This is a genomic window from Enterocloster sp. HCN-30185, from assembly GCF_037890305.1.
Classification (GTDB): Bacteria; Bacillota; Clostridia; order Lachnospirales; family Lachnospiraceae; genus Enterocloster.
Genome location: NZ_JBBKBT010000001.1, coordinates 218,599 through 243,914, shown reverse-complemented (window position 1 = coordinate 243,914; position 25,316 = coordinate 218,599). Strand labels below are relative to the sequence as shown.

General features: G+C 45.4%; 21 protein-coding genes and 1 pseudogene. 19 read left to right on the top strand and 3 right to left on the bottom strand.

What is annotated here, in order from left to right; translation table 11 throughout:
- Positions 1–84 precede the first annotated feature (84 nt).
- Positions 85–942, top strand: coding sequence for a MurR/RpiR family transcriptional regulator (locus WKT10_RS01080; RefSeq protein ID WP_066544647.1), 858 nt, complete (start codon positions 85–87; stop codon positions 940–942).
- A 79-nt stretch (positions 943–1,021) separates the two neighbouring features.
- On the opposite strand, the gene WKT10_RS01075 is transcribed toward WKT10_RS01080, so the two are convergent.
- The gene (locus tag WKT10_RS01075) at positions 1,022–1,663 is read right to left on the bottom strand and encodes a GDSL-type esterase/lipase family protein (RefSeq protein WP_296036262.1); all 642 of its coding nucleotides are present in this window, start codon (positions 1,661–1,663) and stop codon (positions 1,022–1,024) included.
- Positions 1,664–1,816: 153 nt separating this feature from the next.
- On the opposite strand from WKT10_RS01075, the gene WKT10_RS01070 reads away from it, so the two are divergent.
- From WKT10_RS01070 to WKT10_RS01020, 11 genes are all read left to right on the top strand, one after another.
- Positions 1,817–2,740 carry a dihydrodipicolinate synthase family protein gene (locus tag WKT10_RS01070; RefSeq protein ID WP_340274868.1) on the top strand — a complete coding sequence of 308 codons (924 nt, stop codon included), beginning with the start codon at positions 1,817–1,819 and terminating at the stop codon, positions 2,738–2,740.
- Between the two features lie 75 nt (positions 2,741–2,815).
- Positions 2,816–3,016: a hypothetical protein gene (locus WKT10_RS01065; RefSeq protein WP_066544641.1), complete on the top strand. Its 201-nt coding sequence runs from the start codon at positions 2,816–2,818 to the stop codon at positions 3,014–3,016.
- Positions 3,013–4,404 carry an ABC transporter substrate-binding protein gene (locus WKT10_RS01060; protein WP_066544639.1) on the top strand — a complete coding sequence of 464 codons (1,392 nt, stop codon included), beginning with the start codon at positions 3,013–3,015 and terminating at the stop codon, positions 4,402–4,404. The genes WKT10_RS01065 and WKT10_RS01060 overlap by 4 nt, the downstream gene beginning before the upstream one ends.
- Positions 4,405–4,470: 66 nt before the next feature.
- Positions 4,471–5,367, top strand: a complete 897-nt coding sequence (locus WKT10_RS01055; RefSeq protein WP_066544637.1) for a carbohydrate ABC transporter permease — start codon at positions 4,471–4,473, stop codon at positions 5,365–5,367.
- Between the two features lie 14 nt (positions 5,368–5,381).
- On the top strand, positions 5,382–6,206 hold the full coding sequence (locus WKT10_RS01050) for a carbohydrate ABC transporter permease (protein ID WP_066544635.1): 825 nt from the start codon (positions 5,382–5,384) through the stop codon (positions 6,204–6,206).
- 454 nt (positions 6,207–6,660) lie between these two features.
- Positions 6,661–7,872, top strand: coding sequence for an aspartate kinase (locus WKT10_RS01045; RefSeq protein WP_296036250.1), 1,212 nt, complete (start codon positions 6,661–6,663; stop codon positions 7,870–7,872).
- Positions 7,873–8,203: 331 nt separating this feature from the next.
- Complete coding sequence (locus tag WKT10_RS01040) at positions 8,204–9,655, top strand: acyl-CoA carboxylase subunit beta (protein ID WP_066544631.1); 1,452 nt, start codon at positions 8,204–8,206, stop codon at positions 9,653–9,655.
- A 17-nt stretch (positions 9,656–9,672) separates the two neighbouring features.
- On the top strand, positions 9,673–10,500 hold the full coding sequence (locus tag WKT10_RS01035; RefSeq protein ID WP_340274863.1) for an OadG family protein: 828 nt from the start codon (positions 9,673–9,675) through the stop codon (positions 10,498–10,500).
- Positions 10,501–10,532: 32 nt separating this feature from the next.
- Positions 10,533–10,925, top strand: a complete 393-nt coding sequence (locus tag WKT10_RS01030; RefSeq protein ID WP_066544629.1) for a biotin/lipoyl-containing protein — start codon at positions 10,533–10,535, stop codon at positions 10,923–10,925.
- 50 nt (positions 10,926–10,975) lie between these two features.
- Entirely contained in the window at positions 10,976–12,121 is a 1,146-nt protein-coding gene (locus WKT10_RS01025; RefSeq protein ID WP_066544627.1) for a sodium ion-translocating decarboxylase subunit beta, read from the top strand.
- Between the two features lie 40 nt (positions 12,122–12,161).
- On the top strand, positions 12,162–13,574 hold the full coding sequence (locus WKT10_RS01020; RefSeq protein WP_317439079.1) for an oxaloacetate decarboxylase subunit alpha: 1,413 nt from the start codon (positions 12,162–12,164) through the stop codon (positions 13,572–13,574).
- A gap of 103 nt (positions 13,575–13,677) precedes the next feature.
- Here the strand turns inward: WKT10_RS01020 and WKT10_RS01015 are convergent, their stop codons facing one another.
- Positions 13,678–14,943: a S8 family peptidase gene (locus tag WKT10_RS01015; RefSeq protein WP_096807392.1), complete on the bottom strand. Its 1,266-nt coding sequence runs from the start codon at positions 14,941–14,943 to the stop codon at positions 13,678–13,680.
- A gap of 178 nt (positions 14,944–15,121) precedes the next feature.
- Here WKT10_RS01015 and WKT10_RS01010 point away from each other — a divergent pair, with 178 nt between their 5' ends.
- Positions 15,122–16,483, top strand: coding sequence for a redoxin domain-containing protein (locus tag WKT10_RS01010; protein WP_340274859.1), 1,362 nt, complete (start codon positions 15,122–15,124; stop codon positions 16,481–16,483).
- A 158-nt stretch (positions 16,484–16,641) separates the two neighbouring features.
- On the opposite strand, the pseudogene WKT10_RS01005 reads toward WKT10_RS01010, so the two are convergent.
- A pseudogene (locus WKT10_RS01005) lies at positions 16,642–16,806 on the bottom strand (IS3-like element ISRgn1 family transposase); the annotation flags it as partial.
- A 412-nt stretch (positions 16,807–17,218) separates the two neighbouring features.
- On the opposite strand from WKT10_RS01005, the gene WKT10_RS01000 reads away from it, so the two are divergent.
- From WKT10_RS01000 to WKT10_RS00975, 6 genes are all read left to right on the top strand, one after another.
- A complete protein-coding gene (locus tag WKT10_RS01000) occupies positions 17,219–19,003 on the top strand; it encodes a sensor histidine kinase (RefSeq protein ID WP_066544621.1) in 1,785 nt (594 codons plus the stop codon).
- A 15-nt stretch (positions 19,004–19,018) separates the two neighbouring features.
- A complete protein-coding gene (locus WKT10_RS00995; protein WP_066544619.1) occupies positions 19,019–20,620 on the top strand; it encodes a response regulator transcription factor in 1,602 nt (533 codons plus the stop codon).
- A gap of 224 nt (positions 20,621–20,844) precedes the next feature.
- Positions 20,845–21,747 (top strand): carbohydrate ABC transporter permease, encoded by a 903-nt coding sequence (locus WKT10_RS00990; RefSeq protein ID WP_340274856.1) that lies wholly within the window; start codon positions 20,845–20,847, stop codon positions 21,745–21,747.
- A 1-nt stretch (position 21,748) separates the two neighbouring features.
- A complete protein-coding gene (locus WKT10_RS00985) occupies positions 21,749–22,591 on the top strand; it encodes a carbohydrate ABC transporter permease (RefSeq protein ID WP_066544615.1) in 843 nt (280 codons plus the stop codon).
- Between the two features lie 37 nt (positions 22,592–22,628).
- Positions 22,629–24,011, top strand: a complete 1,383-nt coding sequence (locus WKT10_RS00980) for an ABC transporter substrate-binding protein (protein WP_337932969.1) — start codon at positions 22,629–22,631, stop codon at positions 24,009–24,011.
- A 124-nt stretch (positions 24,012–24,135) separates the two neighbouring features.
- A complete protein-coding gene (locus tag WKT10_RS00975; protein WP_066544612.1) occupies positions 24,136–25,305 on the top strand; it encodes an oligogalacturonate lyase family protein in 1,170 nt (389 codons plus the stop codon).
- Positions 25,306–25,316 lie beyond the last annotated feature (11 nt).

Sequence of the window (25,316 nt, the reverse complement as noted above, 5' to 3'; positions counted from 1 at the left end):
GATAAAAGCCTGAAAAAGTATGGACAAGGCAAAAGAAACTGGATAAAATGGAAGAAATTATACAGATTGAGAGGAATGGATCGTATGCAGGGAGATTTTATAACGAGTATCAAATCCGCATATAATCAGTTTACCAAGGCAGAAAAGAAAGTGGCAGATTATATTCTGGCAAATCCAAGGGACGTTCTGTTTATGTCCATTACAGATCTGGCGGAGGCCTGTGAGGTGGGAGACACCAGTGTGTTCCGATTCTGCAAGACTATGGATTTAAAGGGATACCAGGAATTTAAGATGATGCTGTCCTTAAGCATCAGTAAGGGACAGGAGCAGGTAGACCAGTTTACAGGGAACAATATTTCTATGGAGGATTCCTTTGGGGAACTGGCCAGAAAGGTATTAAATACCAATATCAATGCCCTGAATGAAACTTTTTCCATGATAAAGGAGGAGGATATTGACCGGGCCATCACACTGATCCACCGGGCCAGAAGAGTGTTTTTCTTTGGCGTAGGAGCCAGTATGCTTACCGCCATGAAGGCAATGAATAAGTTTATGCGTATTGAAAACAAGGTATTTTGTATACAGGACAGCCATATGCAGGCCATGGCTGCGGCTACTATGGATGAGCGGGATACAGCGGTTATTTTTTCTTATTCCGGAGCAACCAAGGATACCATCCATGTGGCAGAGGTAGCGAAGCGGTCCGGCGCCAAGATTATTTGTATTACCCGTTTTGTGAAATCACCTCTGAGCGCCTATTCGGATGTCACCCTTTTATCCGGAGCCAATGAGGGGCCTCTTCAGGGCGGGTCTACCTCGGCAGAGATCAGCCAGCTGTTTCTGGTGGATCTGATCTATACGGAATATTACCGCCGTTACTTTGAACAGTGCAGTGTGAACAATGAAAAGACATCAGGGTCGGTATTGGAAAAGCTCTGCTAGTAAATGAACAAAAACGCAGCAACCTATCTGCCTTTCGCACAATATTTGTGGAGACAGGTACGTTACTGCGTTTTAATGTTTATGGAATCAGACAGGGAATCTGTTTTGCCAAAGCTTCTGCCAGTTCCCGATGCCCCTGAGCAGTGAGATGCATGAAATCGATGTGATTGTTTTCCGTCACAACCGTGTTGGCATCAAAATAGCGGCACCCTGTAAGAAGGGCAATTTTTTCATATTCTGAACCCAGTCCGGCAGATTTTTCTGCACAGCCCCGCCCCATTGTATTTCCTACACTGGAACCGGCGTATTCAGGATCGATATTTTTGGGTGTTACGATCAGAATATTGGGGCCGTTTCTCCAACAGTCAGAAATGGACCGGGCCTTTTCGATCAGACGTTTTAATCCAAGTGCGATACATGCAGAGGATGCGCCAAAGCGTTCCTTGGTATCATTGGTGCCAAGCATGATGACCAACAGATCTACAGGCTCGTGGCTCATCAGGCAGGGATAGATGGAATCAAGGCCGTTAAGCCCTTCATAGAGAGGATCGGGAAAACAGCAGGTTCTTCCGGACAGGCCTTCCTCCAGAACCAGATATTCCGTTCCTAAAAGCTCCTGCAAAAGACAAGTCCACCGTTCCTTTTCAGAGAAGCGTCCGCCGGTTTCTGCGCAGTATCCGTGGGTATTGGAGTCTCCAAAGCACACAATATGTTTTTTCATAAAGCATTTCCTCCTTTTCTTACGCCTATCATACCATTGGAACGGTTTAAACACAATGACCAAAGAAAAAATTTTTACCATTATATTTTTGTTGAAAAAAATAATTAAAGTGTTATACTGGAGATATCCGGTAGGAAAGAAAGGTGGAGCATTATGAGAGATATTACAAAGTATCAGGGGATTATTCCGGCATTTTATGCCTGCTACGAGGAGGATGGAAGCATCAGCACAGAGCGGACCAAAGCCCTGGCAGAGCATCTGTTGAAAAAAGGAGTAAAGGGCGTCTATGTGGGCGGTTCCTCCGGCGAATGTATTTACCAGAGCAAGGAGGAACGCAAGGCAGTTCTGGAAGCTGTGATGGAAACCGTAAAGGGAAAGATGACCGTTATCGCCCATGTGGCCTGCAACAATACGGAGGACAGCTGTGAGCTGGCAGCTCATGCAGAGAGCCTGGGCGTGGATGCGGTAGCGTCTATTCCGCCCATTTATTTCCATTTACCGGAGCATGCCATTGCTCAGTATTGGAATGACATTTCTGCCGTAGCTCCCAATACGGATTTTGTGATTTACAACATTCCGCAGCTGGCAGGCGTAGCTCTTACCATGCCTCTGTTCAGAGAAATGTGCAAAAATCCAAGAGTGGCTGCTGTGAAAAACAGTTCCATGCCCGTACAGGATATCCAGATGTTTAAGATGGAGGGCGGAAAGGATTTCGTTGTATTTAACGGACCGGATGAGCAGCTGGTATCCGGCCTGGCCATGGGAGCCGACGGAGGCATTGGCGGTACTTACGGGGTAATGCCTGAGCTGTATTTAAAAATATTTGAGCTGTGCAGGAAAGGAAAGTATGAGGCGGCGAGAAAGATCCAGTATGATGCGGATGCCATTATTTATGCCATGTGCGCCTGCCATGGAAATCTTTATGCAGTGATGAAGGAGATTTTAAAGCTTCGTGAGGGACTTGATCTGGGAAGCGTGAGAAAACCCATGCCCGGTTTGATCCCTGAGGATATGGAGCAGGTAAAGAAGTGCGCTGCCATGATCGATGCTGCCATAGCCGCGCTGCAGGAGATTTAAAATGACGTTTCCAAAGGATGGCGGCATCAGTATTTGTATAAAATAGAGCAGTACATCAGACAGGAGCTTCGTTAGATGCATAAAAATGCAAAAACGAAGCTCCTTAATTTATTTATTTTGCTGAAAAAAAACGGAATAAAAAAAGAAAAGAAATTTTTTTCGGGCAAATTGACAAAAAGAAAATATTATGCTATGATGTGTTTAACAATAAAAAATGTTTCCGCCGGGGGTAAGAGACGGAACGGGGAGAAACAAGAAGGAGGAACTTTCGTATGAAGAAAATAGTATCTTTGGGACTGGCGGCAGCTATGGCGGCATCCGTACTTACAGGCTGCGGCGGGGGAAGTGCGCAGACAGCAGATACAAAGGCAGATGCTAAGACCGAGGAAGCAAAGGGAAGCGAAGCTGCTTCTGATAAGGCAGAGGGAACTGCCACGGCAGAAGGCATGACAGAGATCACATGGTGGGCATTCCCGACCTTTACACAGGACGGTGACAATCCGGCAGGAACCTATGAGCAGGAGATCATCGATGCATTTGAGGCAAAGAACCCGGATATCAAGGTGAAGCTGGAGACCATCGATTTTACATCAGGACCGGAGAAGATCACGGCAGCCATCGAGGCAGGCACTGTATGCGATGTGCTCTTTGATGCTCCCGGACGTATCATTTCCTACGCACAGAACGGCAAGCTGGTAGCTTTGGACGATATGTTCACAGAGGAATTTGTAAAGGACGTAGACAATGAGGCTCTGATCAACTCCTGCAAGTCCGGCGACAGCTATTATATGTATCCCATCAGCAGCGCAGCATTCTGTATGGCAGTGAGCAAGAATGCATTAGAGGAAGCAGGCGCTATGGACTGCATCAACCTGGAAGGCGACCGCACCTGGACCACAGAGCAGTTTGAGGAAATGATGAAAAAGCTTTCTGAAGCAGGCTTTATGGGCGGCACCGTATACTGCTCCGGACAGGGAGGCGACCAGGGTATCCGCGCATTCGTTACAAACCTGTATGACAGTTCTGTAACAGATCCTGAGATTACTACATACACCCTCAATGACGAAGGCGGCGTAAAGGCCATGACAAAGATCAAAGAGTGGGTAGACAACGGATATATGTTAAACGGCTCCGCGTATAACGGCGGTGAGGACGTAGATCAGTTTGTAGCAGGAAATACCGCATTTACAACCCTCTGGTCTCCAGGACTTGCAAGCCAGAGAGCAGAGACATTAAAGGAGAACGGAATCGAGGCAATCGCACTTCCATTCCCATCTGAGGACGGAACACCTGCATTAGAGTATCTTGTAAACGGCTTCTGCGTATTTGACAACGGCGACGAGGCAAGAGCAGAGGCATCCAAGAAGTTTATTGATTTCATCTGCAATGATGAAGAGTGGGGACCAAAGAACGTAGTAAAGACCAGCGTATTCCCGGTTCGCCAGTCCATGGGCGATCTGTATGAAGGAAATGAGGATATGTCCTTCTACGCTTCTCTTACAAAATACTATTCTCCATACTACAACACCATTCCGGGCTTTGCAGAGATGAGAACCTACTGGTTCCCGATGCTCCAGGCAGTGATCAACGGCGATTCCGAGCCAAAGGCTGCTCTGGACGACTTTGTAGCAAAGGCAAACCAGTCTATCGTAAACGCACAATAAGACAGGTATTCTCCCCATATTACAGCCTGTAGTATGGGGAGTCATTTTTAGAAGGAGAGAACTGCCATGAAGTCAAGGAAAATCAATAAGATCAGAATGAGGGAAACGCTGGTTTCCTATGCATTCCTGCTGCCGGCCATGCTGTTTTTTGTGCTGTTTGTGCTGGTTCCCATGGGAATGGGCGTAGTTACCAGTTTTTTCCGTTATAATATGAAGGGAATGACCTTTACAGGACTGTCTAATTACATGACTATGTTTGCAGATCCTGTATGGCAGAAATCCCTGGTGAACACCCTGCTTCTGGTAGTAGGCTCCGTTCCCATTACTGTACTGTTTGCGCTTTTTGTAGCAGCCATGACTTACGAGAAGAATCCATTTACAAGATCCTTCTTCCGATGTGTGTTCTTCCTGCCTGTGGTTACGGGTACTGTAGCGGTAACAGTTGTCTGGAAATGGATCTACGACCCTTTAAACGGTATTTTAAACTGGATCTTAAAATCACTGGATCTGATTGAAAAGAACATTATGTGGACGGGAGATAAAAGATATGCTCTCTGGGCCATTCTGATTATACTGATCACTACCAGCGTAGGACAGCCCATTATTCTCTATATCGCTTCTCTGGGAAATGTTCCCAAGGATTATGTAGAAGCAGCTCAGGTAGACGGCGCCAATGATTTTCAGGTATTCTGGAAGATCAAATGGCCCAGCCTTCTGCCCACCACACTGTATATCGTGGTGATCACTACCATTAACTCCTTCCAGTGCTTCTCTTTGATCCAGCTGCTTACTTCCGGCGGACCCAATTACAGAACGACTACTATCATGTACTATCTGTATGAGACAGCATTTAAGAAGTTCGAATATGGCTACGCCAATGCCATGGGCGTAATACTTGCATTGATCATTGGTTTTATCAGCTTTGTCCAGTTTAAGGCATTGGGCAGCGACGTTGAATATTAAAGGGGGATGAGAAGATGAAAAATAAAGTGAAAATTCTGGATGCCGCCTCTATGGTGCTTCTGCTCCTTCTCAGTGTGGTATTTATTTTCCCCTTCTACTGGATTTTGACGGGAGCCTTTAAATCCCAGAAGGTTACGATCAAGCTGCCTCCGGAATGGTTCCCTCTCCACCCGACCTTGGAAAACTTTGAGAAGCTGTTTCAGAACCCGGCGCTCCAGTGGCTGATCAACAGTATCTTTATCGCCGGTGTAACGCTGATCATCGTCTGTGTGGCAGCCTCTATGGCCGGTTATGTGCTGGCAAAGAAGCGCTTTTACGGCGATAAGCTGCTGTTCAGTATTTTTGTATTCGCAATGGCCCTTCCAAAGCAGGTAATCCTGGTGCCGCTGATGAAGCTGGTTTCCTTTATGGGGATCCATGATACTCCATGGGCCGTTATCCTTCCTTTGTGCGGCTGGCCCTTTGGTATCTTCCTCATGAAGCAGTTCAGTGAAAATGTTCCTACAGAGCTTTTGGAGGCTGCAAAGATCGACGGAAGCGGTGAAATCCGTACCTTTACAAGCATTGTTATGCCGATCGTAAAGCCGGGTCTGGGAGCGCTTGCGATCTTTACCTTTATTAATACATGGAATGACTATTTCATGCAGTTAGTAATGTTAAATTCCAGAACGAACCTGACGATTTCTCTGGGCGTGGCGACACTCCAGCAGGAGTTCTCCACCAACTACGGAGTCATCATGGCGGGTGCGGCTCTGGCGGCGGTTCCCATTGTTGCGGTGTTCCTGATGTTCCAGAATTACTTTACTCAGGGTATTACCATGGGAGCGGTCAAGGGGTGATGGGAGAGGGGATTGCACCCCCTGCACCATCCTTCTCATGCCGGTCTTCCATGGCTCCGGTTTCCGGTCATAAGAAAGTCTAAGAGGCTGAAATTTTTCTAAAAGCAAGCTCCATATCAAAAACTCGCCGTGCTCAGACAGGTTTGATATGGAGCTTAACGAAAAATTCCAGCCTCTAAGTCTTTCTAAATGGCCTCCAAAGTCGCCCTGGCAGATCGGCATGGGAAGGCTGGCACAGGGGGCGCAATCCCCGGCGGAGGTGTTCCGGGGAGGAAAACTTGAGTTTCTGTATTTTGCAGACACCAGAACACAGTGTAAAGTGCGGAAACTCAAAGAGGAAACAAGTTGACAAAAGGGTTCATATGAGTAAAATATGGTATAGGTTGGGGCGGTGGCCGTTTGGCCATGGCTCTTTATATTTACCCTGGTTTGGGGTTAAGGAAGGAAAACAGATATGAGTTTGATCGTACAGAAATTCGGCGGGACCTCTGTGGCTGACACGGAGCGGCTGCGCAATGTTGCAAGGATCATTACAGAGACATATAAGGCGGGAAATCAGGTGGTGGCAGTATTGTCTGCCCAGGGGGATACGACAGATGATCTGATTCAGAAGGCAGAGGAGATTAACCCAAAGGCTTCGGCCAGAGAGATGGATATGCTTTTGTCTACAGGAGAGCAGATTTCGGTATCGCTCTGTGCGATGGCGATTGAGGCTTTGGGATATCCGGTGATTTCTCTTACCGGCTGGCAGTCCGGCATCAGCACGAATACGGTTTCGGGAGATGCGCGTATCCGAAAGGTGGATACGGAGCGCATTGAGGCGGAGCTGAATCAGAAGAAAATAGTGATTGTTACAGGATTTCAGGGAATCGACCGGAACAAGAATATTACCACTTTGGGACGGGGCGGTTCGGATACCTCTGCGGTAGCTCTGGCTGCGGTTCTGGGGGCCGACCTGTGCCAGATTTATACGGATGTGGACGGTGTTTACACGGCAGATCCCAGAAAGGTTGCAGGAGCCAGAAAGCTGGATGAGGTGACGTATAATGAGATGCTGGAGCTGGCGACGCTGGGAGCGCAGGTGCTCCATAACCGTTCGGTGGAGCTGGCAAGAAAGTACAATGTAAAAATGGAGGTTCTGTCAAGCTTTACAGGCCATCCGGGAACAAAAGTGAAGGGAGTTGCAAAGCGTATGGAGCGTTCATATATCAGCAGCGTGGCAAAGGATAAGGATATTGCGAGGATTGCCCTTATTGGCGTGCCAAATGAGATCGGAACCTCATTTAAGGTGTTCTCTCTGTTGGCAAGAAATCATGTAAATGTGGATATTATTCTCCAGGGCATTGGCCATGAGGAAGGGAAGGATATCTGCTTTACAGTGGCAGAAAAGGATCTGAATAAAACGGCAGAGCTTTTGACGGAGCATAAAGAGGAGCTGCGCTACAGCCGTCTGGAGACGAACTGCGATGTGGCTAAGGTTTCTGTTGTAGGAGCAGGCATGATCAATAATCCGGGAGTAGCTGCAAAGCTCTTTGAGGCGCTGTATGATGCGGGGATCAATATCAATATGATTTCCACCAGCGAGATCAAAATTTCTGTGCTGGTAGACCGTAGGGATGCAGATCAGGCGGTACAGGCCATTCATGACCGGTTTTTCACGGTGTAATTGTATTTTTATGGAAAATGCAGATGTGTTTTGCTGAAAAATGTCAAAATATACAGTATGAAAGATAAAAAATGGGCGCTGTTTCATGTACCTGCATAAAGCGAGAGGAACTCTCTGGATGCAGGCATGGGGACTGCGCCCGTTTTTTTGAAAAAATTTGTTAATAATTTATCGAAAACAGGCAATTTCATGGTTCTGGGGTCTTGTCATTTGACAAAAATCTTATTATAATCATATATGGCAATATTTTTGTTTTTATGCGGAACTGTAAGGGGATTTTTTTGCAGTTCCAGCCAGTATTGTAAACTTTAGAATGATGGAGGACTGGAAAATGAGTAATTCAGCACAAACTTCAGCAAGCAGCCGTATTGCATCCCTGCTTGATGAGAACAGTTTTGTTGAAGTCGGCGCGTATATCACCGCCAGAAACACGGACTTTAACATGGCTGAGCAGGAAACACCGGCTGACGGTGTGATTACAGGCTACGGCACCATCGGAGGATGCCTGGTTTATGTATACAGCCAGGATGCATCCGTACTGGGAGGCTCCATGGGTGAGATGCATGCAAAGAAGATCTGCAGCATTTATTCCATGGCTATGAAGATGGGAGCACCTGTGATCGGTCTGGTAGACTGTGCCGGACTGCGTCTGCAGGAGGCAACAGATGCGCTGGATGGCTTTGGAAAGCTGTATTTAAGCCAGGCAATGGCATCTGGTGTGATCCCTCAGATCATGGCAGTATTCGGTACCTGCGGCGGCGGAATGGCTGTGGCAGCCGGAATGGCAGATTTTACCTTTATGGAAGAGAAGTCCGCGCAGCTCTTTGTAAATGCTCCCAATGCATTAGAGGGCAATTATAAGGCAAAATGTGATACAGCGGCAGCTGCATTCCAGAGCAAGGAGTCCGGCGTTGTTGATTTTACCGGTGATGAAGCATCCATTCTGTCTCAGATCCGTACTCTGGTATCCATTCTTCCTGCTAATAACGAAGAGGATCTTTCCGAGGAGGACTGCCAGGATGATTTAAACCGTATGTGCAGCGGCATTGAAGGTCTGGCGGGAGATCCTATCCAGGTATTATCCATGATTTCTGATAATCATTTTGTAATGGAAGTAAAGAAGGATTATGAACCTTCTATGGTAACTGCATTCATCCGTTTAAATGGCGTGACTGTGGGCTGTGTGGCAAACCGCACAGAGCGTTATGAGGATGGAAAGAAGGCAGATGAGTTTGAGGCTGCTTTATCCGGCAAGGGCTGTGACAAGGCAGTGGAGCTGATCAGCTTCTGCGACGCATTCAGTATTCCTCTGCTGACCCTCACAAATGTAAACGGCTATAAAGCAAAGATGTGCAGCGAAAGACGAATCGCCAGAGCAGCAGCCCGCTTAACCTACGCTTATGCAGACGCTACTGTTCCAAAGGTGACTGTAGTAACCGGAAAGGCACTGGGAAGCGCAGGCCTTACCATGGGAAGCAAGAGCCTGGGAACCGACCTGGTATATGCATGGCCAAATGCAGTGATCGGCACTATGGAGCCTGAGGCTGCGGTTAAGATCATGTATGCAAAGGAAATCGAGGCTTCTGATGATGCAGTGGCTCTGATCAGCGAAAAGACTGCCGAGTATACAAAGACTCAGTCCGGAGCAGTGGCTGCCGCAAGAAGAGGCTATGCAGACGATATCATCAAGGCAGAGGAAACCCGCCAGAGGCTGGCAGCTGCATTTGATATGCTTTATACAAAAAGTGAGGACCGTCCTTCAAAGAAGCATGGCACGGTTTAAAGAGGGGTGACATGTATATGAGACGATTATTTAAAAGGATGGCAGCAGCAGTTTTAGTATCTGCCTGCCTGGTAAGTCTGTCTGCCTGCTCTAAAACAGAGGAGGAAACAGAAAGCTTATCCATCAGCATGGACGGTACGCCTGTGGAAGACGCCATGGGACAGTCCCTTCTTTTATCCGCAGCTCAGACTCTGGGCGCTTCCGATGAACAGCTGGTAGTCCAGGGCAAGCTGGCCCAGTCTCAGGGAGATACCGTTTCTGCAGAGCTTTATCAGGCCCAGCTTGATGTGCGGGAAGAGATGGGCGCTCTCCGCAGTGTTGATATTGAGGATGGCTCTGTGGTGCTTCTGGAGGACGGAAGCTATACGGTGATCCTTCCTGTAGAGTTTGCAGAGGGAACCAAAAAGTATGTTATGAACCTGAATATGGCAACACAGCAGATCCAGGCTCAGTTTACCGATATGTCTGCAGGCGTTGAGGAGGACAGCTCCATCGGAGGCCTGTTAAGGACGGCCAGCGTATATACGCTCATCGGTCTTGGAACCGTATTCTGTGTACTGGTATTTATCAGTCTTCTGATTTTCTGCTTTAAGTTCATCCATGCATGGGAAGAAGGACAGAAGAATAAAGCGGCTGATAAGAAGGCAGAACCTGCGAAAGCTCCTGTACCGGCTGTTTCTGCTGCACCGGCAGTTTCTGCTGTACAGACAACAGGACCGGAGCTGGCAGATGATGCAGAGCTTGTAGCAGTGATGGCAGCAGCGATTGCGGCCTATGAGGGAACTTCACCCAACGGTCTGGTGGTACGCTCCATCCGCCGCGTAAGCAGTTCCAGAAGAAGATAAAGACTCATTTCAAATCAAGGAGGAAACAGATCATGAAGACATATACCATTACAGTAAATGGAAAAGCATATGCAGTAACCGTTGAAGAAGGCGCAGCCGCACCAGCCGCTTTTGCAGCCGCACCGGCTCCCGCAGCCCCCGTACCTGCACCGGCACCAGCTCCCGCTGCCGCACCGGCACCAGCTCCTGCTGCACCTGCAGGCGCAGCAGGCTCCGTTAAGGTAACGGCTCCTATGCCTGGAAAAATCGTAGCTGTAAAGGCTGCAGCAGGCCAGGCAGTAAAGAAAGGCGAAACTGTTCTTGTTCTTGAGGCTATGAAGATGGAAAATGACATCGTTGCTCCTCAGGACGGTACCGTTGCCAGCATAAATGTATCCACAGGCGATTCCGTTGAGTCCGGCGCAGTTTTAGCCACTCTGAACTAAGCAGAAACACGGATCCGCAGTAAGTTGGATTCCATTATGGAGGTAACATTATGGATTTTGGCAATTTAGTAACAAACCTTTTGGGACAGATGGCGTTTTTCCATCTGACCATTGGGAACTATGTGATGATCGGTGTGGCGCTGGTCTTCTTATACCTGGCAATCCGCCGGGGATTTGAGCCTCTGCTGCTGATCCCCATCGCATTTGGCATGCTGCTTGTAAATATCTATCCGGAAATCATGTATTCTCCGGAAGAAACGTCCAACGGCATCGGCGGTCTTTTGTGGTATTTCTTTACTCTGGATGAGTGGAGTATCCTTCCGTCCCTGATCTTCCTTGGCGTAGGAGCCATGACAGACTTCGGTCCGCTGATCGCAAACCCCATCAGCTTCCTTATGGGTGCTGCTGCTCAGCTGGGTATCTATGCCGCATATTTCCTGGCAATTTTCCTGGGATTCTCAGGAAAGGAAGCGGCTGCTATTTCCATCATCGGCGGTGCTGACGGCCCTACCTCTCTGTTCCTTTGCAGTAAGCTGGGACAGACCCAGATCATGGGTCCAATCGCAGTTGCAGCTTATTCCTATATGGCTCTGGTTCCTATTATCCAGCCGCCGTTTATGAAGCTGCTCACTACGGATAAGGAGCGCAAGATCAAGATGGAACAGCTCCGTTCCGTATCCAAGCTGGAAAAGATTTTATTCCCGATCATTGTAACAATTGTAGTCTGCCTGATTCTGCCGTCTACTGCTCCATTAGTAGGTATGCTGATGTTAGGAAACCTGTTCCGTGAGAGCGGTGTTGTAAAACAGCTGGCAGAGACAGCATCCAATGCCCTGATGTACATTGTCGTTATCCTGCTGGGTACATCCGTAGGTGCTACTACCAGTGCAGAGGCATTCTTAAATGTAACTACCATCAAGATCGTTCTTTTAGGTCTGGTTGCATTTATTTTCGGTACCGTAGGCGGTATCCTGTTAGGAAAGCTTCTGTGCAAGCTGACCGGAGGAAAGATCAATCCTCTTATCGGTTCCGCAGGCGTGTCTGCCGTACCTATGGCAGCCCGCGTATCCCAGAAGGTTGGTTCCGAGTATGATCCTACCAACTTCCTGCTGATGCACGCAATGGGACCAAACGTTGCAGGCGTGATCGGCACGGCTGTAGCAGCCGGTACTTTTATGGCAATCTTTGGCGTATAAAAGGGAATTTTATCACAGTATTTAAGGAGGATTTTTAACTATGGCAGAGATAGAGAAGAAGCCGGTAAAGATCGTGGAAACCGTCCTGCGTGACGCCCATCAGTCTTTGCTTGCGACCAGAATGTCAACAGAGCAGATGCTTCCCATCATCGATAAGATGGACAAAGTAGGCTACCATGCAGTAGAGTGCTGGGGAGGCGCTACCTTTGATGCCTGCCTGCGTTTCTTAAAGGAAGATCCATGGGAGCGTTTAAGAAAATTAAGAGACGGCTTTAAGAATACAAAGCTGCAGATGCTGTTCCGCGGACAGAATATCCTGGGCTACAACCATTATGCAGATGATGTAGTAGAGTATTTCGTACAGAAGTCCATTGCAAATGGTATTGATATTATCCGTATTTTTGACTGTTTAAATGATATCCGCAATCTGGAGACAGCCGTAAAGGCTACCAAGAAGGAAAAGGGACATGCTCAGATTGCTCTGTGCTATACCCTGGGCGACGCCTATACTCTGGATTACTGGAGAGACATTGCAAGAAAGATCGAGGATATGGGTGCTGACTCCCTGTGTATCAAGGATATGGCAGGTCTTCTGACTCCATATCAGGCGGCAGAGCTGGTACAGGCATTAAAGGAAGGCACAAAGCTTCCGATTGACCTGCATACCCATTATACATCCGGCGTTGCTTCCATGACCTATATGAAGGCCGTAGAGGCAGGCTGTGAGATTATCGACTGTGCTATGTCACCTCTGGCTCTGGGAACCAGCCAGCCGGCAACTGAGGTTATGGTTGAGACCTTCAGAGGCACTCCATATGATACAGGCTATGATCAGAATCTTCTGGCGGAAATTGCGGCATACTTCCAGCCGATTCGTGAGGAAGCTTTAAAGAGCGGCCTCTTAAATCCGAAGGTTCTGGGTGTAAATATCAAGACCTTGCAGTATCAGGTACCTGGCGGTATGCTTTCCAACCTTGTAAGCCAGTTAAAGGAAGCAGGACAGGAAGACAAGTATCAGCAGGTATTAGAGGAGATTCCAAGAGTAAGAAAAGACTTCGGAGAGCCACCTCTGGTAACTCCTTCTTCTCAGATCGTTGGTACACAGGCAGTTCTCAACGTGCTTATGGGTGAGCGCTATAAGATGGTTCCGAAGGAGTCCAAGAAGATCATGCTTGGTGAGTTCGGACAGACTGTAAAGCCATTTAATCCGGAAGTACAGAAGAAGATCATCGGTGACGAGACGCCGATCACCTGCCGTCCGGCAGATCTGATCCAGCCTCAGCTTCCTCAGTTTGAGAAGGAATGCGCTCAGTGGAAGCAGCAGGATGAGGACGTATTAAGCTACGCTCTGTTCCCGGCTGTAGCCAAGGAGTTCTTCCAGTACAGAGAAGCACAGCAGAAAAAGGTAGATGTGACTGTAGCTGATAAGGAAAATAAGGCTTACCCTGTGTAAATGACGGGATAAAACTGCATATGTAAAATAAAACAGCCTTCTGGCTGACGGTGCTTTTGATGAGTCCCGGCAGCCGGCAGGCTGTTTTTTTGGAAATAAATGATTATTTTTCCCACTTCATAGCCGCCGCCACATCCAGCATACCGCTGGAAGCGGTTTTTCCCTTTAAGGGGGCCAGCTTATGAACTGTGGAAAGAAGGGCAGTTTTTACATCTGAAAGGCTGAGATCCGGACGACCGGAGTAGAGAAGAGCCGCTGCGCCTGTGACCATGGGAGCAGCCATGGAGGTACCGGTCATATAGGCGTAGGTATCGGCTGGTACGGTGCTCAGGATATAGGTTCCGGGAGCAGCCAGATCTACGTTTATCTGTCCGTAGTTGGAGCTTTCATCCAGATGACCGTTAAACAGAAGATTTCCCGTGGTAATAATATTATCATAGGGGAAGCTGGCAGGATAAACCGGATGTCTGTCAATGTCATAGCCGATTTCATACTGGTTGCCGTTTCCGGCAGCAGCCACAAAGAGCATATGGGAATCCCGGATGGCGGCCTCAAATTCAGGGGAGGTTTGTCCGGAGCCAAAGCTTAAATTGCAGATTTGCGCTCCATTGGCTTCTGCGTAGCGGATTGCCTCGATTACGCTTTCAGGAGATCCCTTTCCTTCTTCTCCTCCCAGGGCTTTTAATACCATGATTTTTATATAATGGCTGTCTCCGATGCCGGCTATGCCGCCGTTTCCCTTTACAGCTGCGATGGTTCCTGCTCCGTGGGTGCCGTGGGTATCTTCATCGCCTGCAAAGAGCTGATTGGTATTTGAAATGAAATTCCAGCCGTTTACATCATCAACATAGCCGTTTCCGTCATTGTCAATGGAATCTCCGGGGATTTCATCCTCATTGATCCAGATGGCGTCCTTTAAATCCTTATGGGAGGTGTCGATTCCTGTGTCGATCACAGCCACAGTGACAGGGCGTTTATCGGGCTGCTGCCCATAGAGCTGCCAGGCTTCCTTAATATTGATATCAATACCCAATACGGCGTCCGTCTGAATGGCGTCGTAATTGCTGGGACCGAGAGGCGGCAGGGAAATGCCGTCAATGCCGCTTTCTCCATAGTGAACATAGATACTGTCTAATGTGCGGATATTCAGCTTTCGTTCCGTTCTCTGCAGGTTACCCATATTGCGCAGGGCCCATTGATATTCGGAATATTCGTCGCCGGAAGAAACAGCTTCTACTCCGGGTCCGCTGAAAAAAAGTGAAAAATCCCGGCTGCCGTTCTTTGCGCCTAAAGCCGTAAGCGGGGAAGATGATGCTGTCATAGAAATGGAAAGCGCCGCTGAAAGGGCTGCTGCCATAAAATGGTTCATATCTGAAAACTCCTTTCCTGAGGCTGTATTATATCATATTTTTAAAATATATGCCAATATTGGCGCAGATGAACTTTTTATGAACTTTTGAAATAATATTTGTCTGTGACAAGCTCACTTGACAAAAGGGCAGATATCAGGGTATAAAAAGAGTACATTTTAGAATTGGAGGTTATTTATGGGATTTACATTGGATGTAAGTATATCTGCAGTAACCGTATTTTTACAGGGTCTTCTAAGCTTCTTCTCCCCTTGTGTGCTGCCTTTGCTGCCCCTTTATATCGGCTATCTTTCCGGCGGAACAGCCGTAAAGGGCGAAGACGGAAAGATTCATTATAAACAAAGCAAAGTGTTGGTTCATACCCTTTTCTTTGTGGCAGGAGTCAGCTTTGCCTTTTTTCTTCTGGGGCTTGGCGTATCGGCTGTAGGAGGATTTTTTCACAGCCACCAGGCTATGTTTGCACGGGTGGGCGGTATTCTCGTGATGCTGTTTGGCCTGTATCAGCTGGGGATATTTGGAACATCCTCGGTTCTGGGAAGGGAGCACCGTCTTCCGTTTCAGCTGGACCGCCTTGCCATGTCTCCGGTTACTGCCCTGCTCATGGGCTTTACCTTCAGCTTTGCCTGGACGCCCTGTGTGGGACCGGCTCTTACAAGCGTCCTTCTGATGGCCGCTTCCGCGGCGACCAGATCACAGGGCTTTGGCCTGATTGGCGTTTATACGCTGGGCTTTGTGCTGCCGTTTCTGTTTGTGGGGCTTTTTACCACCCGGCTTCTGGAACTGTTTAGGAAATACAGGGGAGTGGTACGGTATACGGTAAAGATCGGCGGTATCCTTATGGTGCTTATGGGTATTCTGATGTTTACCGGGAAAATGAATGATGTGACCGGATATTTATCACGCATTTCCGGCACACAGGTTCCCCGGACGGAGCGTATGGAAGAAGGCACTGTGGCGGAGAAAGCAGAAGCAGATAACGAAGGAGAAAGTACAGAGTCCGGGACAGGCGGGCCTGAAAGCACAGCTGCTTCAGAGGAGGCTTCCGGTGAAACAGCGCCTGCAGAAACGGCAGCCGATGCGCGTCCCGTGATTCCGGCAGTTGATTTTGAACTGGAGGATCAGTACGGAAATATTCACAGACTGGAGGATTACAGAGGAAAGACGATTTTTCTGAACTTTTGGGCAACCTGGTGTCCGCCCTGTAAGGCTGAGATGCCGGATATTCAGAAGCTGTATGAAAAGTCTGCCACAGAGGGAGAGGATGCGGTAATTGTTCTGGGCGTTGCTGCGCCCAATATGGGACAGGAAGGCTCTGAGGAAGAAATTGCCGCATTCATGGAAGAAAAAGGGTATACTTACCCGGTACTGATGGATACAGAGGGAGAGCTGTTTGCCTCCTATGGTATCATGTCCTTCCCAACCACCTTTATGATTGACAGAGATGGAAATGTATTTGGATATGTGAGCGGTATGCTGTCAGCGGATATGATGGACAGCATTGTGCGTCAGACGTTGGACGGGAAGATGGAAGGAAGATAAAACAGCATAAAATAAGATTGCCGCAAAAGCAATGAAATCCTGTTTTTAAAGGGAAATTGCTTTTGCGGTAATTTTTTATATTATGTTACAACTTATATCAATCAGTTATCGGTGTTATGGTCAAGTTGTTTGTAACACTCTAATTTCTATCACAGGGTTTATACGACCCCGTAGCGAGTCTCATAAGGCGTTTTGTAGTCATTATAAGAATGCGGATGTACATGATTATATTGTACATATGCAAATTCTTTGATTGCTGTGTAGAGTTCTTTCTCTGTGCGATAATAATGTTGGTAAATAAGATCATTTTTCAATGTGTTGAAATCATCTGAGCCCCCAATAATTGTTGTATTTCTGAAGGAAATTGATGATCCTCTGATAGATTTCCTTCGCAAAGAATGCCGTTGCTTTTTTTAGAAATCACTTTCCTTCCGGAGTTCTGCAAGCTGCTTTTTGAACTGAATTTGATTGTTTTTCCTGTTCTGAAAATCATGTCCTACATTGGTATAGCACATAAGCAGGGATACAATGCATTCATAGCAATCAAACATGCAATATCGGGTTATCCGGAGTTCACCTTTGAATAAGGGGTGTTCTGAATAGTTAGAAATTAATAAATACAGATTGCATTTTCGATTTCCATCATCTAAACTATAGTCAAAAATATCTGTCATTTTATTTGAATCAAAAATACTGTGGCAAAAGCAAAATAATAAAATATTTGGGAGAGAAGAAATGAAAAAATACGAAGGATTACGAAAGTGGTATGAAAAAATCACCTTCCACCGGCTTCTGACATTGTCCATGGTGTCTCTTGTCAGTATCGTATTTATAAGTTTCAGTATGATAGTGACAAATCTGTCGGAAGCGAAAATAAGACAGAATGTAAAGGATAATATGTCAATTGTAGTAAAACAGTTTGATGTATATCTGGATAATTATATATCTAACGTATATAAGGGCTTTCTGGCCTTGGAATCCGATCAAAACCTGCTTTGGCTGCGCAGTATGAAATCTGACAGATATCGGCTGTCCCATGCGGCAGCCAGCTATATTTATCTGAATAAGCTCCTAAATCAGTTTCTAAATGTCAATTCTGCCTGCGTCCATAATGTATATCTGAATTTCGGGGATGGAAAGGTATTGACTCAGGCATATAACAAAAATTTGTTGAAAATTCATTATACATACCAGACGTGGAAAGAACGATTTCCTGAAAATAAGTATTACTGGGTAGATGCGGATTCCTGCAGAGATCTGATACCAGATGAAGAGGTTGGCGCTGTACTGTTTCATCTATATGAAGGAAAGCAGAATGGAATCATCCTCATTGCACTGAAACAGGATTTTTTTGAAAATATACTGGATGTAACTGCACTGGATCAGGAGGCCAGCCTGAGCATACTGACTGATTACGGAAGTATGCATTTCGGACAACAGGCTGCATGGAATGTGGTGCAGGACAACAGGGATTATCTGATTGAAAATGCAGAGCGAAACGGCGGTATTCAAACAGAGCTTTTGGATAATTATTATTTTATGTATGAGAATATTGATCTGACCGGATGGAAGCTTGTTTATAATGTCAAAGAAAGCAGTATTTCCAACGCCCATTATATTATGCGCGATGTAATGATTATTACGATAACCATGATTGCAGTCATGGCAGGACTTTTGGGGCTTCTGTCTAATGCAGTCAGTTATTCGCTTCGGGCATTGACAAAAAAAGTAGAGGATACAGATATTCTGGATCATGAGATATCTCTTCATTCTTATGCAGAGATTACTACTCTGAGCAACAGTCTGGAGAAAATGCGCCAGCGTATTAACCATCTGTTAAAACAGGTGGAACTGGAACAGGAGGCTAAACGGCAGATTGAGGTTGCTTTGCTGCAGGAACAGATCCATCCACATTTTCTGTATAATACACTGTATTCTATTATCCAACTGTGCGAATTGAAAAAAACAGAGAAAGCCAGTGAGATGCTTACGGCTCTGGCTACCTTTTATCGCATTGGTCTGAACAGAGGAGAAAATATTATTACGGTAGAAGAAGAACTGAGGCATGTGAAAAATTATCTCTTTATCCAGCATTTCAGGTATTCGGATCTCTTTGATTATACCATTGACTGTGACACGGAAATTTTAAAATGCCGTATTCCGAAAATGTCCCTGCAGCCTCTGGTAGAGAATGCCATCTACCACGGGATCAAACAAAAGCATGACTTCGGAAATATATGTATTTTAGGCGGAACCTACGACGGAGAAAACGCTTATTTGGAGGTGCATGATGATGGCCCAGGTATGGATGAGGCGCATCTGAAAAAGATCCAATCCTGCCTTCGCGATGGAATTTCTGGGGAGGATACGGTAAGCTTCGGACTGAAAAATGTAGATTCCCGAATCAAATTTGAATTTGGCACACAATATGGTCTTGAAATCGAATCCCTGCCTCAGAATACCTGTGTAAGAATCTGTTTTGCCATGAAGAACATGAAAAAGGAATCTGTCCAAGTCTAAAGGAGAAGAAAAATAATGAGAAGATATAGCATCCTGTTTATTGATGATGAGGAGCTTATAAGAGAAAGTTTTTTACAGCTGGTTGACTGGGAGGCTCATCAATTTGATGTTGCAGGAACGTTTAAAAATGGAGAAACAGCCTGGGAATATCTAAAGTCCCATCCGGTAGATATTATTATTACGGATATCAATATGCCTTTTATGAATGGAATCAATCTGTTGGAACATATTCGAATGGAAAAATTAAAAACCAGAGTACTGTTTCTTACTGGATATGAATATTTTGAATATGCCCATAAGGCAGTACAGCTTCAGGCCTTTGATTTTCTTTTAAAACCGATAACAACAGAAAAGCTTTTAAGTGCAGTAGAACGTGCAGCCTTCGATATTGAAAAGGAGGAGGCAGCAGCGGAAGCTGTGGGAAAAAGCCAGGAGCTTTCCCGCAGCAATTTTATTAATCGGATGCTGTATGGAAAAATAAAAAAGGAAGATATAAATAAAGAGGCTATGGGGGTGGGAATTCCAACAGAAGTAGGATGTTATCTGGTAATGATGGCGGCTGTAGATGTATTGAAGAGCCAAAAGGTTTTGGAGGGCGAGATAGGAGAGTCAAAACGACAGCTTCAGATGAAAATTTTACAGAAAAAAGATATGTTAACGGAAGAAACAGGGGAGCATTTTGAATTATATTTTGCCAGAAATGTAAGCACACACATTCAGATGGTACTGGCAGCTCAGAAAAAAGATGTGTTTAATCCTGCTTTTATACGTATGTTTATAGACAGAATTTTGGAGCTGGAAAAAGAAGAACTGTGGTGCCGCATTACTTTGGCAGTGGGAAGAAGCCGCAGATATATAGAAGAATTACCCGAATCCTTCAAAAGAGTTCGCCATGCTGTAGATAATCGCCATATGTTAAAAGGAAAAGGCTGGAAGGTGATTTATGCCTCTGATTCCGTTCAGGAAAGAAAAGAAGAAATACAAATCGTTCTTCCAACAGATACTTTTCTGCATCACATCCGCATGGGAATGACAGAAGAGGTGGAGGCAGATATTAAAAATATTTATGAACCCTTCCGCCACAAAAAATACATATCTCTGGAATCAGCTAAAATGGTAACAACAGAACTGGCAATCACGGCCTTTAAGGGAGAAGCTTCTTCTGGAGATGAATCTGTCAGTTATCTATATTATTTAAACCATATTCAACAGCTGAATACCCTGGATGAAATGGAGGATGATATCCTGCGTTTTGCAGTCAGCATCGCAGAAAAGCGCAAAAAAGGAGGGAATCACAAAAAGAAAATTGCAGAACAGGCTCTGGAATATTTAAAACGCAATTATAATAAGGAGGATCTGAGCCTGAATGATATTGCAGCCTTTTTGAATATCAGTGTTCCGTATTTGGCTGTTCTGTTTAAACAGGAAACGAAACAGAATTTCAGCGCTCATTTGTTGGAGGTTCGAATGGAAAAGGCGAAGGAGCTTCTGCGTACAACCGGATACACAGTTAATGAAATCGCAGAGCAGGTGGGCTATAACAGTTCTCAGTATTTTGCTGTATGTTTTAAAAAATATACGGGCATTTCTCCCGGAGTCTACCGGGATCAGATATAAAAATATTCGGCAACCTTGCCTTCCGATCAGGAAGGCTCTTCTTTTTTTGCCAAATACATCCCTTTTTATTGCCTCTATTTTGTGCAAATCAACTTTATACAATATAAAAAACAATACAAAAAACACTCATACAGTATAAAAAATTAAACATTTTATATAGAAAAGAATCTGTAAACAGGATGTCCTGTTTTATATAATAAAATCATCAGAAGGGAGGAACAATCATGAGACTAAAAGTAAAGACCGGCATTGCCAAAAAGGACATGATGCCTTATTTATTTCTGATGCCGGCAATGTTTTTTATCTTGGCATTTCTTGCATATCCGCTGGTAACTGTGTTTTTCTACAGCCTGCAGAGCTATGATGTAACCAAAATTGCTGATAAAGGATTTGTGGGACTTGAAAACTTCGAAAACTTATTTGGAGACAAGATTTTTTATCGTTCTCTGGGCGTATCTGTCAAATGGGTTCTGGTAGAGGTTTGTTCCCAGCTTGTTTTTGGAATATTGCTTGCTCTGCTCCTCGATAAGAAATTTAAAGGAAGAGGCATCTATCGTTGTATCGTATTCTTTCCGTGGGCAGTATCCGGTGTTTTAACTTCTATGCTTTGGTCACTGATCTATAATGAAAATATCGGACTTTTAAATTCCATCTGCCGGGATCTGGGGGTGATCTCTAAAAATATGGCCTGGCTGGGAAATATGAAAACCGTATTTAAGGCAACAGCAGTTGCTGAGATCTGGAGGGGTATTCCTTTCTTTGCAATCACCATTCTCGCAGCACTGCAGAATATTCCATCCGATCTTCATGAGGCCTGCGTTGTAGATGGAGCAACTACCCTTCAGGAGATTTTTCTGGTTAAGCTGCCAATTTTAAAGGATACTATCATTTTGACTACCCTGCTTCGGGCAGTGTGGGAATTCAACAATGTAGACCTGATCTTTACTTTGACAGGCGGCGGTCCTTCTTACCGAACGACCACATTGACAATGTATATGACTAATATGTCTGTAAAAAATGGAAATTACGGATATGGTTCTACTTTAGCAGTGATTGCTTTTTTCATTTTGCTGATCTTTGCTGGAGTTTATCTGAAAATGTCCGGTTACGGAAAGGAGGATGCATAAAATGGGAACTCATAAAGCAAAAAAAATATGGTTCAAACTTGCATTTTCCGCAGCTCTTATTGTTATACTGCTTTTTATCCTGTTTCCAATTTACTGGTGTCTGGCCACGTCGTTTAAACCTTCTGCAGAGATTACCTCCAAGACCGTTACATACTGGCCGGCAGCATTTACCCTGAAAAATTATTCGGAAGCATGGACGAAAAGCGGATTCAGTACATATTTTAAAAACAGTTTGTTCATTTCAGCATTTGGTGTAATGTTTATTGTTGTGATCTCCGTACTGACGGGATACGCACTGTCCCGTTTTAAATTCAAAGGAAAAAATATATTTATGCTGATCCTTCTTTGTACGCAGTTCATTCCTGGGGCCATGCTGATTACACCGATTTTCATTATTTTTAAGAATCTGGGTATGTTAAACAGCCTGTTTGCACTGGTGCTTGTAAATACTACCTTCCATTTCCCATTTAATTCCATACTGATGCGGGGATTTGTAGGAGGAATTGATTATACCATTGAGGAGGCCGCACAGATTGATGGATGCAGCCGTTTGGGGGCAATCTGGCATGTACTGCTTCCGGTATTAAAACCTGGTATCGCTACCATTGCTGCATACGGATTTATTTCCTGTTGGAATGAATTTCTCTTCTCATTTATGTTTATCAGCAAGCAAAATAAGCTGACCCTTCCTGTAGGTTTAAAAAATCTGGTAGGCGAGTTCAGTATTAATTATGGACAGCTGGCGGCTGGTGCTGTAATCGCTGTTGTACCTACTCTGATCCTTTTCAGCTATGTTCAGAAAAATCTGGTGGGCGGACTCAGTTCAGGAGCAGTTAAGGGATAATGACATCCCAGATTTATAAAAAGGAGTGTAGATGACTATGAAAAAAATGAAAAAAGTATTGGCATGCACAATGGCAGCAGCTATGGCAGCAGCGCTGACAGCCTGCGGTGGTTCCGGAGACAGTGAGACGCCTGCGGCAGCATCATCCGAATCAAAATCAGAGGCTGCTGAAGCAAAGACAGAAGAGGCAAAATCAGAAGCTTCCGGTGATAAGGTAACTGTTACCTTCTGGGACGAAAATGCAGGTGATCAGCGTACCGAGTTTTATATGGAAATTATTGAAAAATTTGAAGAAGAAAATCCGGATATCCATATCGAATATCTGGGACTTTCCTCCAGCGATGCTCTTTCCAAATACCAGACAGCAATCGCAGCCGGTGAAACACCTGACGTAGGCGGTTTAAATAACTCCTGGGCATCGACAGTAATCGGACAGGGTCACTGCGTAGCTCTGGATGATATGTTCACTTCCTGGGAAGGCTCCAAGGATATGGAAGAGGGGTATATGGAAACCTGCCGCACCTATAACAAGGACGGTAAGCTGTACATGATGCCTACATCTGCCAATTTTATTACTTTATGGACAAATGATGAGATGCTTGCAGAAGCTGGAGTAGAAGCCCCTAAGACCTGGGATGATTTCTTTGAGGCAGCCGAGAAGCTAACCGATAAGGATAATGACCAGTATGGCTATACTATCCGCGGCGGTGCGGCTTCACCTGCGGTATTAATTGACTTTATTTATTCTTATCTGGGAACAAATGAAGTATTTGACGCGAATGGAAAGACAACTATTAATTGCGATGAGGCAGTTGCTTTCCTTGAAAAATATCTTGGACTGTATGGGAAATATACGCCTGAAAGTGATATTACCGCAGGTTACAAGGAAATTTCTGCAAATTTTGACTCTGGCGTATGTGCAATGTTTACACACAACCTTGGATCTTATGGCAGCCATGTAACAGCATTCGGCGGAACCGAAGGCTTTACCGCCAATCCGCTTCCTACAGCAGACAACGGCAAATACATCAATTACGGCGGTGCTTTAACTGGTCTTTGTATGTTTGATACCTGCGAGAATCAGGAAGCGGCATGGAAATGGATTACATTTATGTGTGATCATTATGCAAACAGCTTCTGGAATCAGTCCATCGGACAGCTTCCAACCAATACTGCCTGCTATGAAGATGAATGGATGAGCGAAATGCAGCACATCCAGTGCGCCATCGAAACTACCAGTCAGGATAATTGCCTGACATATACCTCTCCGGCATATCTGCCTGAATGGGGCAACATCAATTCTACCTATATTGAGCCAGGTATCCAGTCTGTAATGTCCGGCGATATGACAGCAAAGGAACTGCTTGATTTGTGGGCAGAGCACTTAAATGAGGCTTATGCAAATTATATGGCAAACTAAAAAATTGCAGCAGATTTAAATTTTTACCCAAAATATAAAAAGCGGGCGCGCCGGCGGTTATACCGGCACGCCCGCTTTTACGCAAAAAATAAAAAGGCAAAAGGAAAAAATAGGAGGAACAGCTATGATCGGAACAGTATACCCATCCGAAAAGAGGACTTATACAGATGAAAAAAGCGGTGCACAGATTACACAGCTTACAAATCAGGGGATAAATTATCATTTTTATTTTACGGAAAATTCTTTTGACCTAGATGGAAAAACCATATATTTTCTGTCCAACAGAGAACACGAGGGTACAGAAATATGCAATCTGTTTAAAATGGATCTGGACAGCGGGGAAATGGTACAACTGACAGATGACCCACTGGGGGTAGAGGTAGGAAGAATCACCAAGACGCCTGACGGAGAATATGTGGCTTATGTTACCGGCTCCCAACTGCGTCTTTACAATACAAAGACCGGAGAAAATAAACTTCTGTACGAAGAAAAAAATCATATGCTGCTGCAGAATCTTTCCTTCAGCTGTGACAAGCAATGGATCGGCTTCAACAGAAATGAAGATGTGGATGCACTGCCGGACGGTGGTCCTAATTATGCCGGTTTTAAAGAGAAAATGTTTGCTACAAAGGATGGACGTGTTTCTGTTATCCGTTTGGATGGAAGTGAATTTCATGATGTATTCCGGGATACGCACTGGTTAAGCCATTTTCAGTTTTCTCCAGATAATCCAGATATTGCCATGTTCTGTCACGAAGGCCCATGGAATTATGTACAGCAGAGAATCTGGATGATCAATATGAATACAGGTGATATCTGGCCTTGTTTCCGACAGACAGAGGATGACTGTGTGGGACATGAATTCTGGGCGCAAAACGGAGATGTGATCTTTGACAATCGGCGGGGCGGCCATGATGGAACTATCTCAAACTCAAAAAGCCAGGTTTATGCGTCGGAACATGTAAGCGCAGAGATACCTTATTTTGGTTTTGCCCATAAGGACGGTAAGGTATACCGGAAAATCAATATGCCCTTCTACTGCAACCATTATTTTGCCAATGGAGATTTGTCCATGTTTGCAGGGGATGCAGTGGATGACATTCTTCTGATCCAGCCAGCAGAAGATGGGACGGCAAAAATGAAGATATTGGCACATCATAATACTACTTGGCATTATCAGCGTTCACACTGTCACCCTACGTTCAGTTGGGATGGAAAGAAGCTTTTGTATGCAGCAGATACAGATGAATGGCATGACAACCTGTTTCTGGTAGATGTACCGGAATCCATTTAACTGACGGAGAA

What these genes read in the sequence shown, in the direction of transcription:
- WKT10_RS01080 (WP_066544647.1), top strand. Translation starts at nt 85, where the DNA reads ATGCAGGGAGATTTTATAACGAGTATCAAATCCGCATATAATCAGTTT.
- WKT10_RS01075 (WP_296036262.1), bottom strand. Translation starts at nt 1,663, where the DNA reads ATGAAAAAACATATTGTGTGCTTTGGAGACTCCAATACCCACGGATAC.
- WKT10_RS01070 (WP_340274868.1), top strand. Translation starts at nt 1,817, where the DNA reads ATGAGAGATATTACAAAGTATCAGGGGATTATTCCGGCATTTTATGCC.
- WKT10_RS01065 (WP_066544641.1), top strand. Translation starts at nt 2,816, where the DNA reads ATGCATAAAAATGCAAAAACGAAGCTCCTTAATTTATTTATTTTGCTG.
- WKT10_RS01060 (WP_066544639.1), top strand. Translation starts at nt 3,013, where the DNA reads ATGAAGAAAATAGTATCTTTGGGACTGGCGGCAGCTATGGCGGCATCC.
- WKT10_RS01055 (WP_066544637.1), top strand. Translation starts at nt 4,471, where the DNA reads ATGAAGTCAAGGAAAATCAATAAGATCAGAATGAGGGAAACGCTGGTT.
- WKT10_RS01050 (WP_066544635.1), top strand. Translation starts at nt 5,382, where the DNA reads ATGAAAAATAAAGTGAAAATTCTGGATGCCGCCTCTATGGTGCTTCTG.
- WKT10_RS01045 (WP_296036250.1), top strand. Translation starts at nt 6,661, where the DNA reads ATGAGTTTGATCGTACAGAAATTCGGCGGGACCTCTGTGGCTGACACG.
- WKT10_RS01040 (WP_066544631.1), top strand. Translation starts at nt 8,204, where the DNA reads ATGAGTAATTCAGCACAAACTTCAGCAAGCAGCCGTATTGCATCCCTG.
- WKT10_RS01035 (WP_340274863.1), top strand. Translation starts at nt 9,673, where the DNA reads ATGAGACGATTATTTAAAAGGATGGCAGCAGCAGTTTTAGTATCTGCC.
- WKT10_RS01030 (WP_066544629.1), top strand. Translation starts at nt 10,533, where the DNA reads ATGAAGACATATACCATTACAGTAAATGGAAAAGCATATGCAGTAACC.
- WKT10_RS01025 (WP_066544627.1), top strand. Translation starts at nt 10,976, where the DNA reads ATGGATTTTGGCAATTTAGTAACAAACCTTTTGGGACAGATGGCGTTT.
- WKT10_RS01020 (WP_317439079.1), top strand. Translation starts at nt 12,162, where the DNA reads ATGGCAGAGATAGAGAAGAAGCCGGTAAAGATCGTGGAAACCGTCCTG.
- WKT10_RS01015 (WP_096807392.1), bottom strand. Translation starts at nt 14,943, where the DNA reads ATGAACCATTTTATGGCAGCAGCCCTTTCAGCGGCGCTTTCCATTTCT.
- WKT10_RS01010 (WP_340274859.1), top strand. Translation starts at nt 15,122, where the DNA reads ATGGGATTTACATTGGATGTAAGTATATCTGCAGTAACCGTATTTTTA.
- WKT10_RS01000 (WP_066544621.1), top strand. Translation starts at nt 17,219, where the DNA reads ATGAAAAAATACGAAGGATTACGAAAGTGGTATGAAAAAATCACCTTC.
- WKT10_RS00995 (WP_066544619.1), top strand. Translation starts at nt 19,019, where the DNA reads ATGAGAAGATATAGCATCCTGTTTATTGATGATGAGGAGCTTATAAGA.
- WKT10_RS00990 (WP_340274856.1), top strand. Translation starts at nt 20,845, where the DNA reads ATGAGACTAAAAGTAAAGACCGGCATTGCCAAAAAGGACATGATGCCT.
- WKT10_RS00985 (WP_066544615.1), top strand. Translation starts at nt 21,749, where the DNA reads ATGGGAACTCATAAAGCAAAAAAAATATGGTTCAAACTTGCATTTTCC.
- WKT10_RS00980 (WP_337932969.1), top strand. Translation starts at nt 22,629, where the DNA reads ATGAAAAAAATGAAAAAAGTATTGGCATGCACAATGGCAGCAGCTATG.
- WKT10_RS00975 (WP_066544612.1), top strand. Translation starts at nt 24,136, where the DNA reads ATGATCGGAACAGTATACCCATCCGAAAAGAGGACTTATACAGATGAA.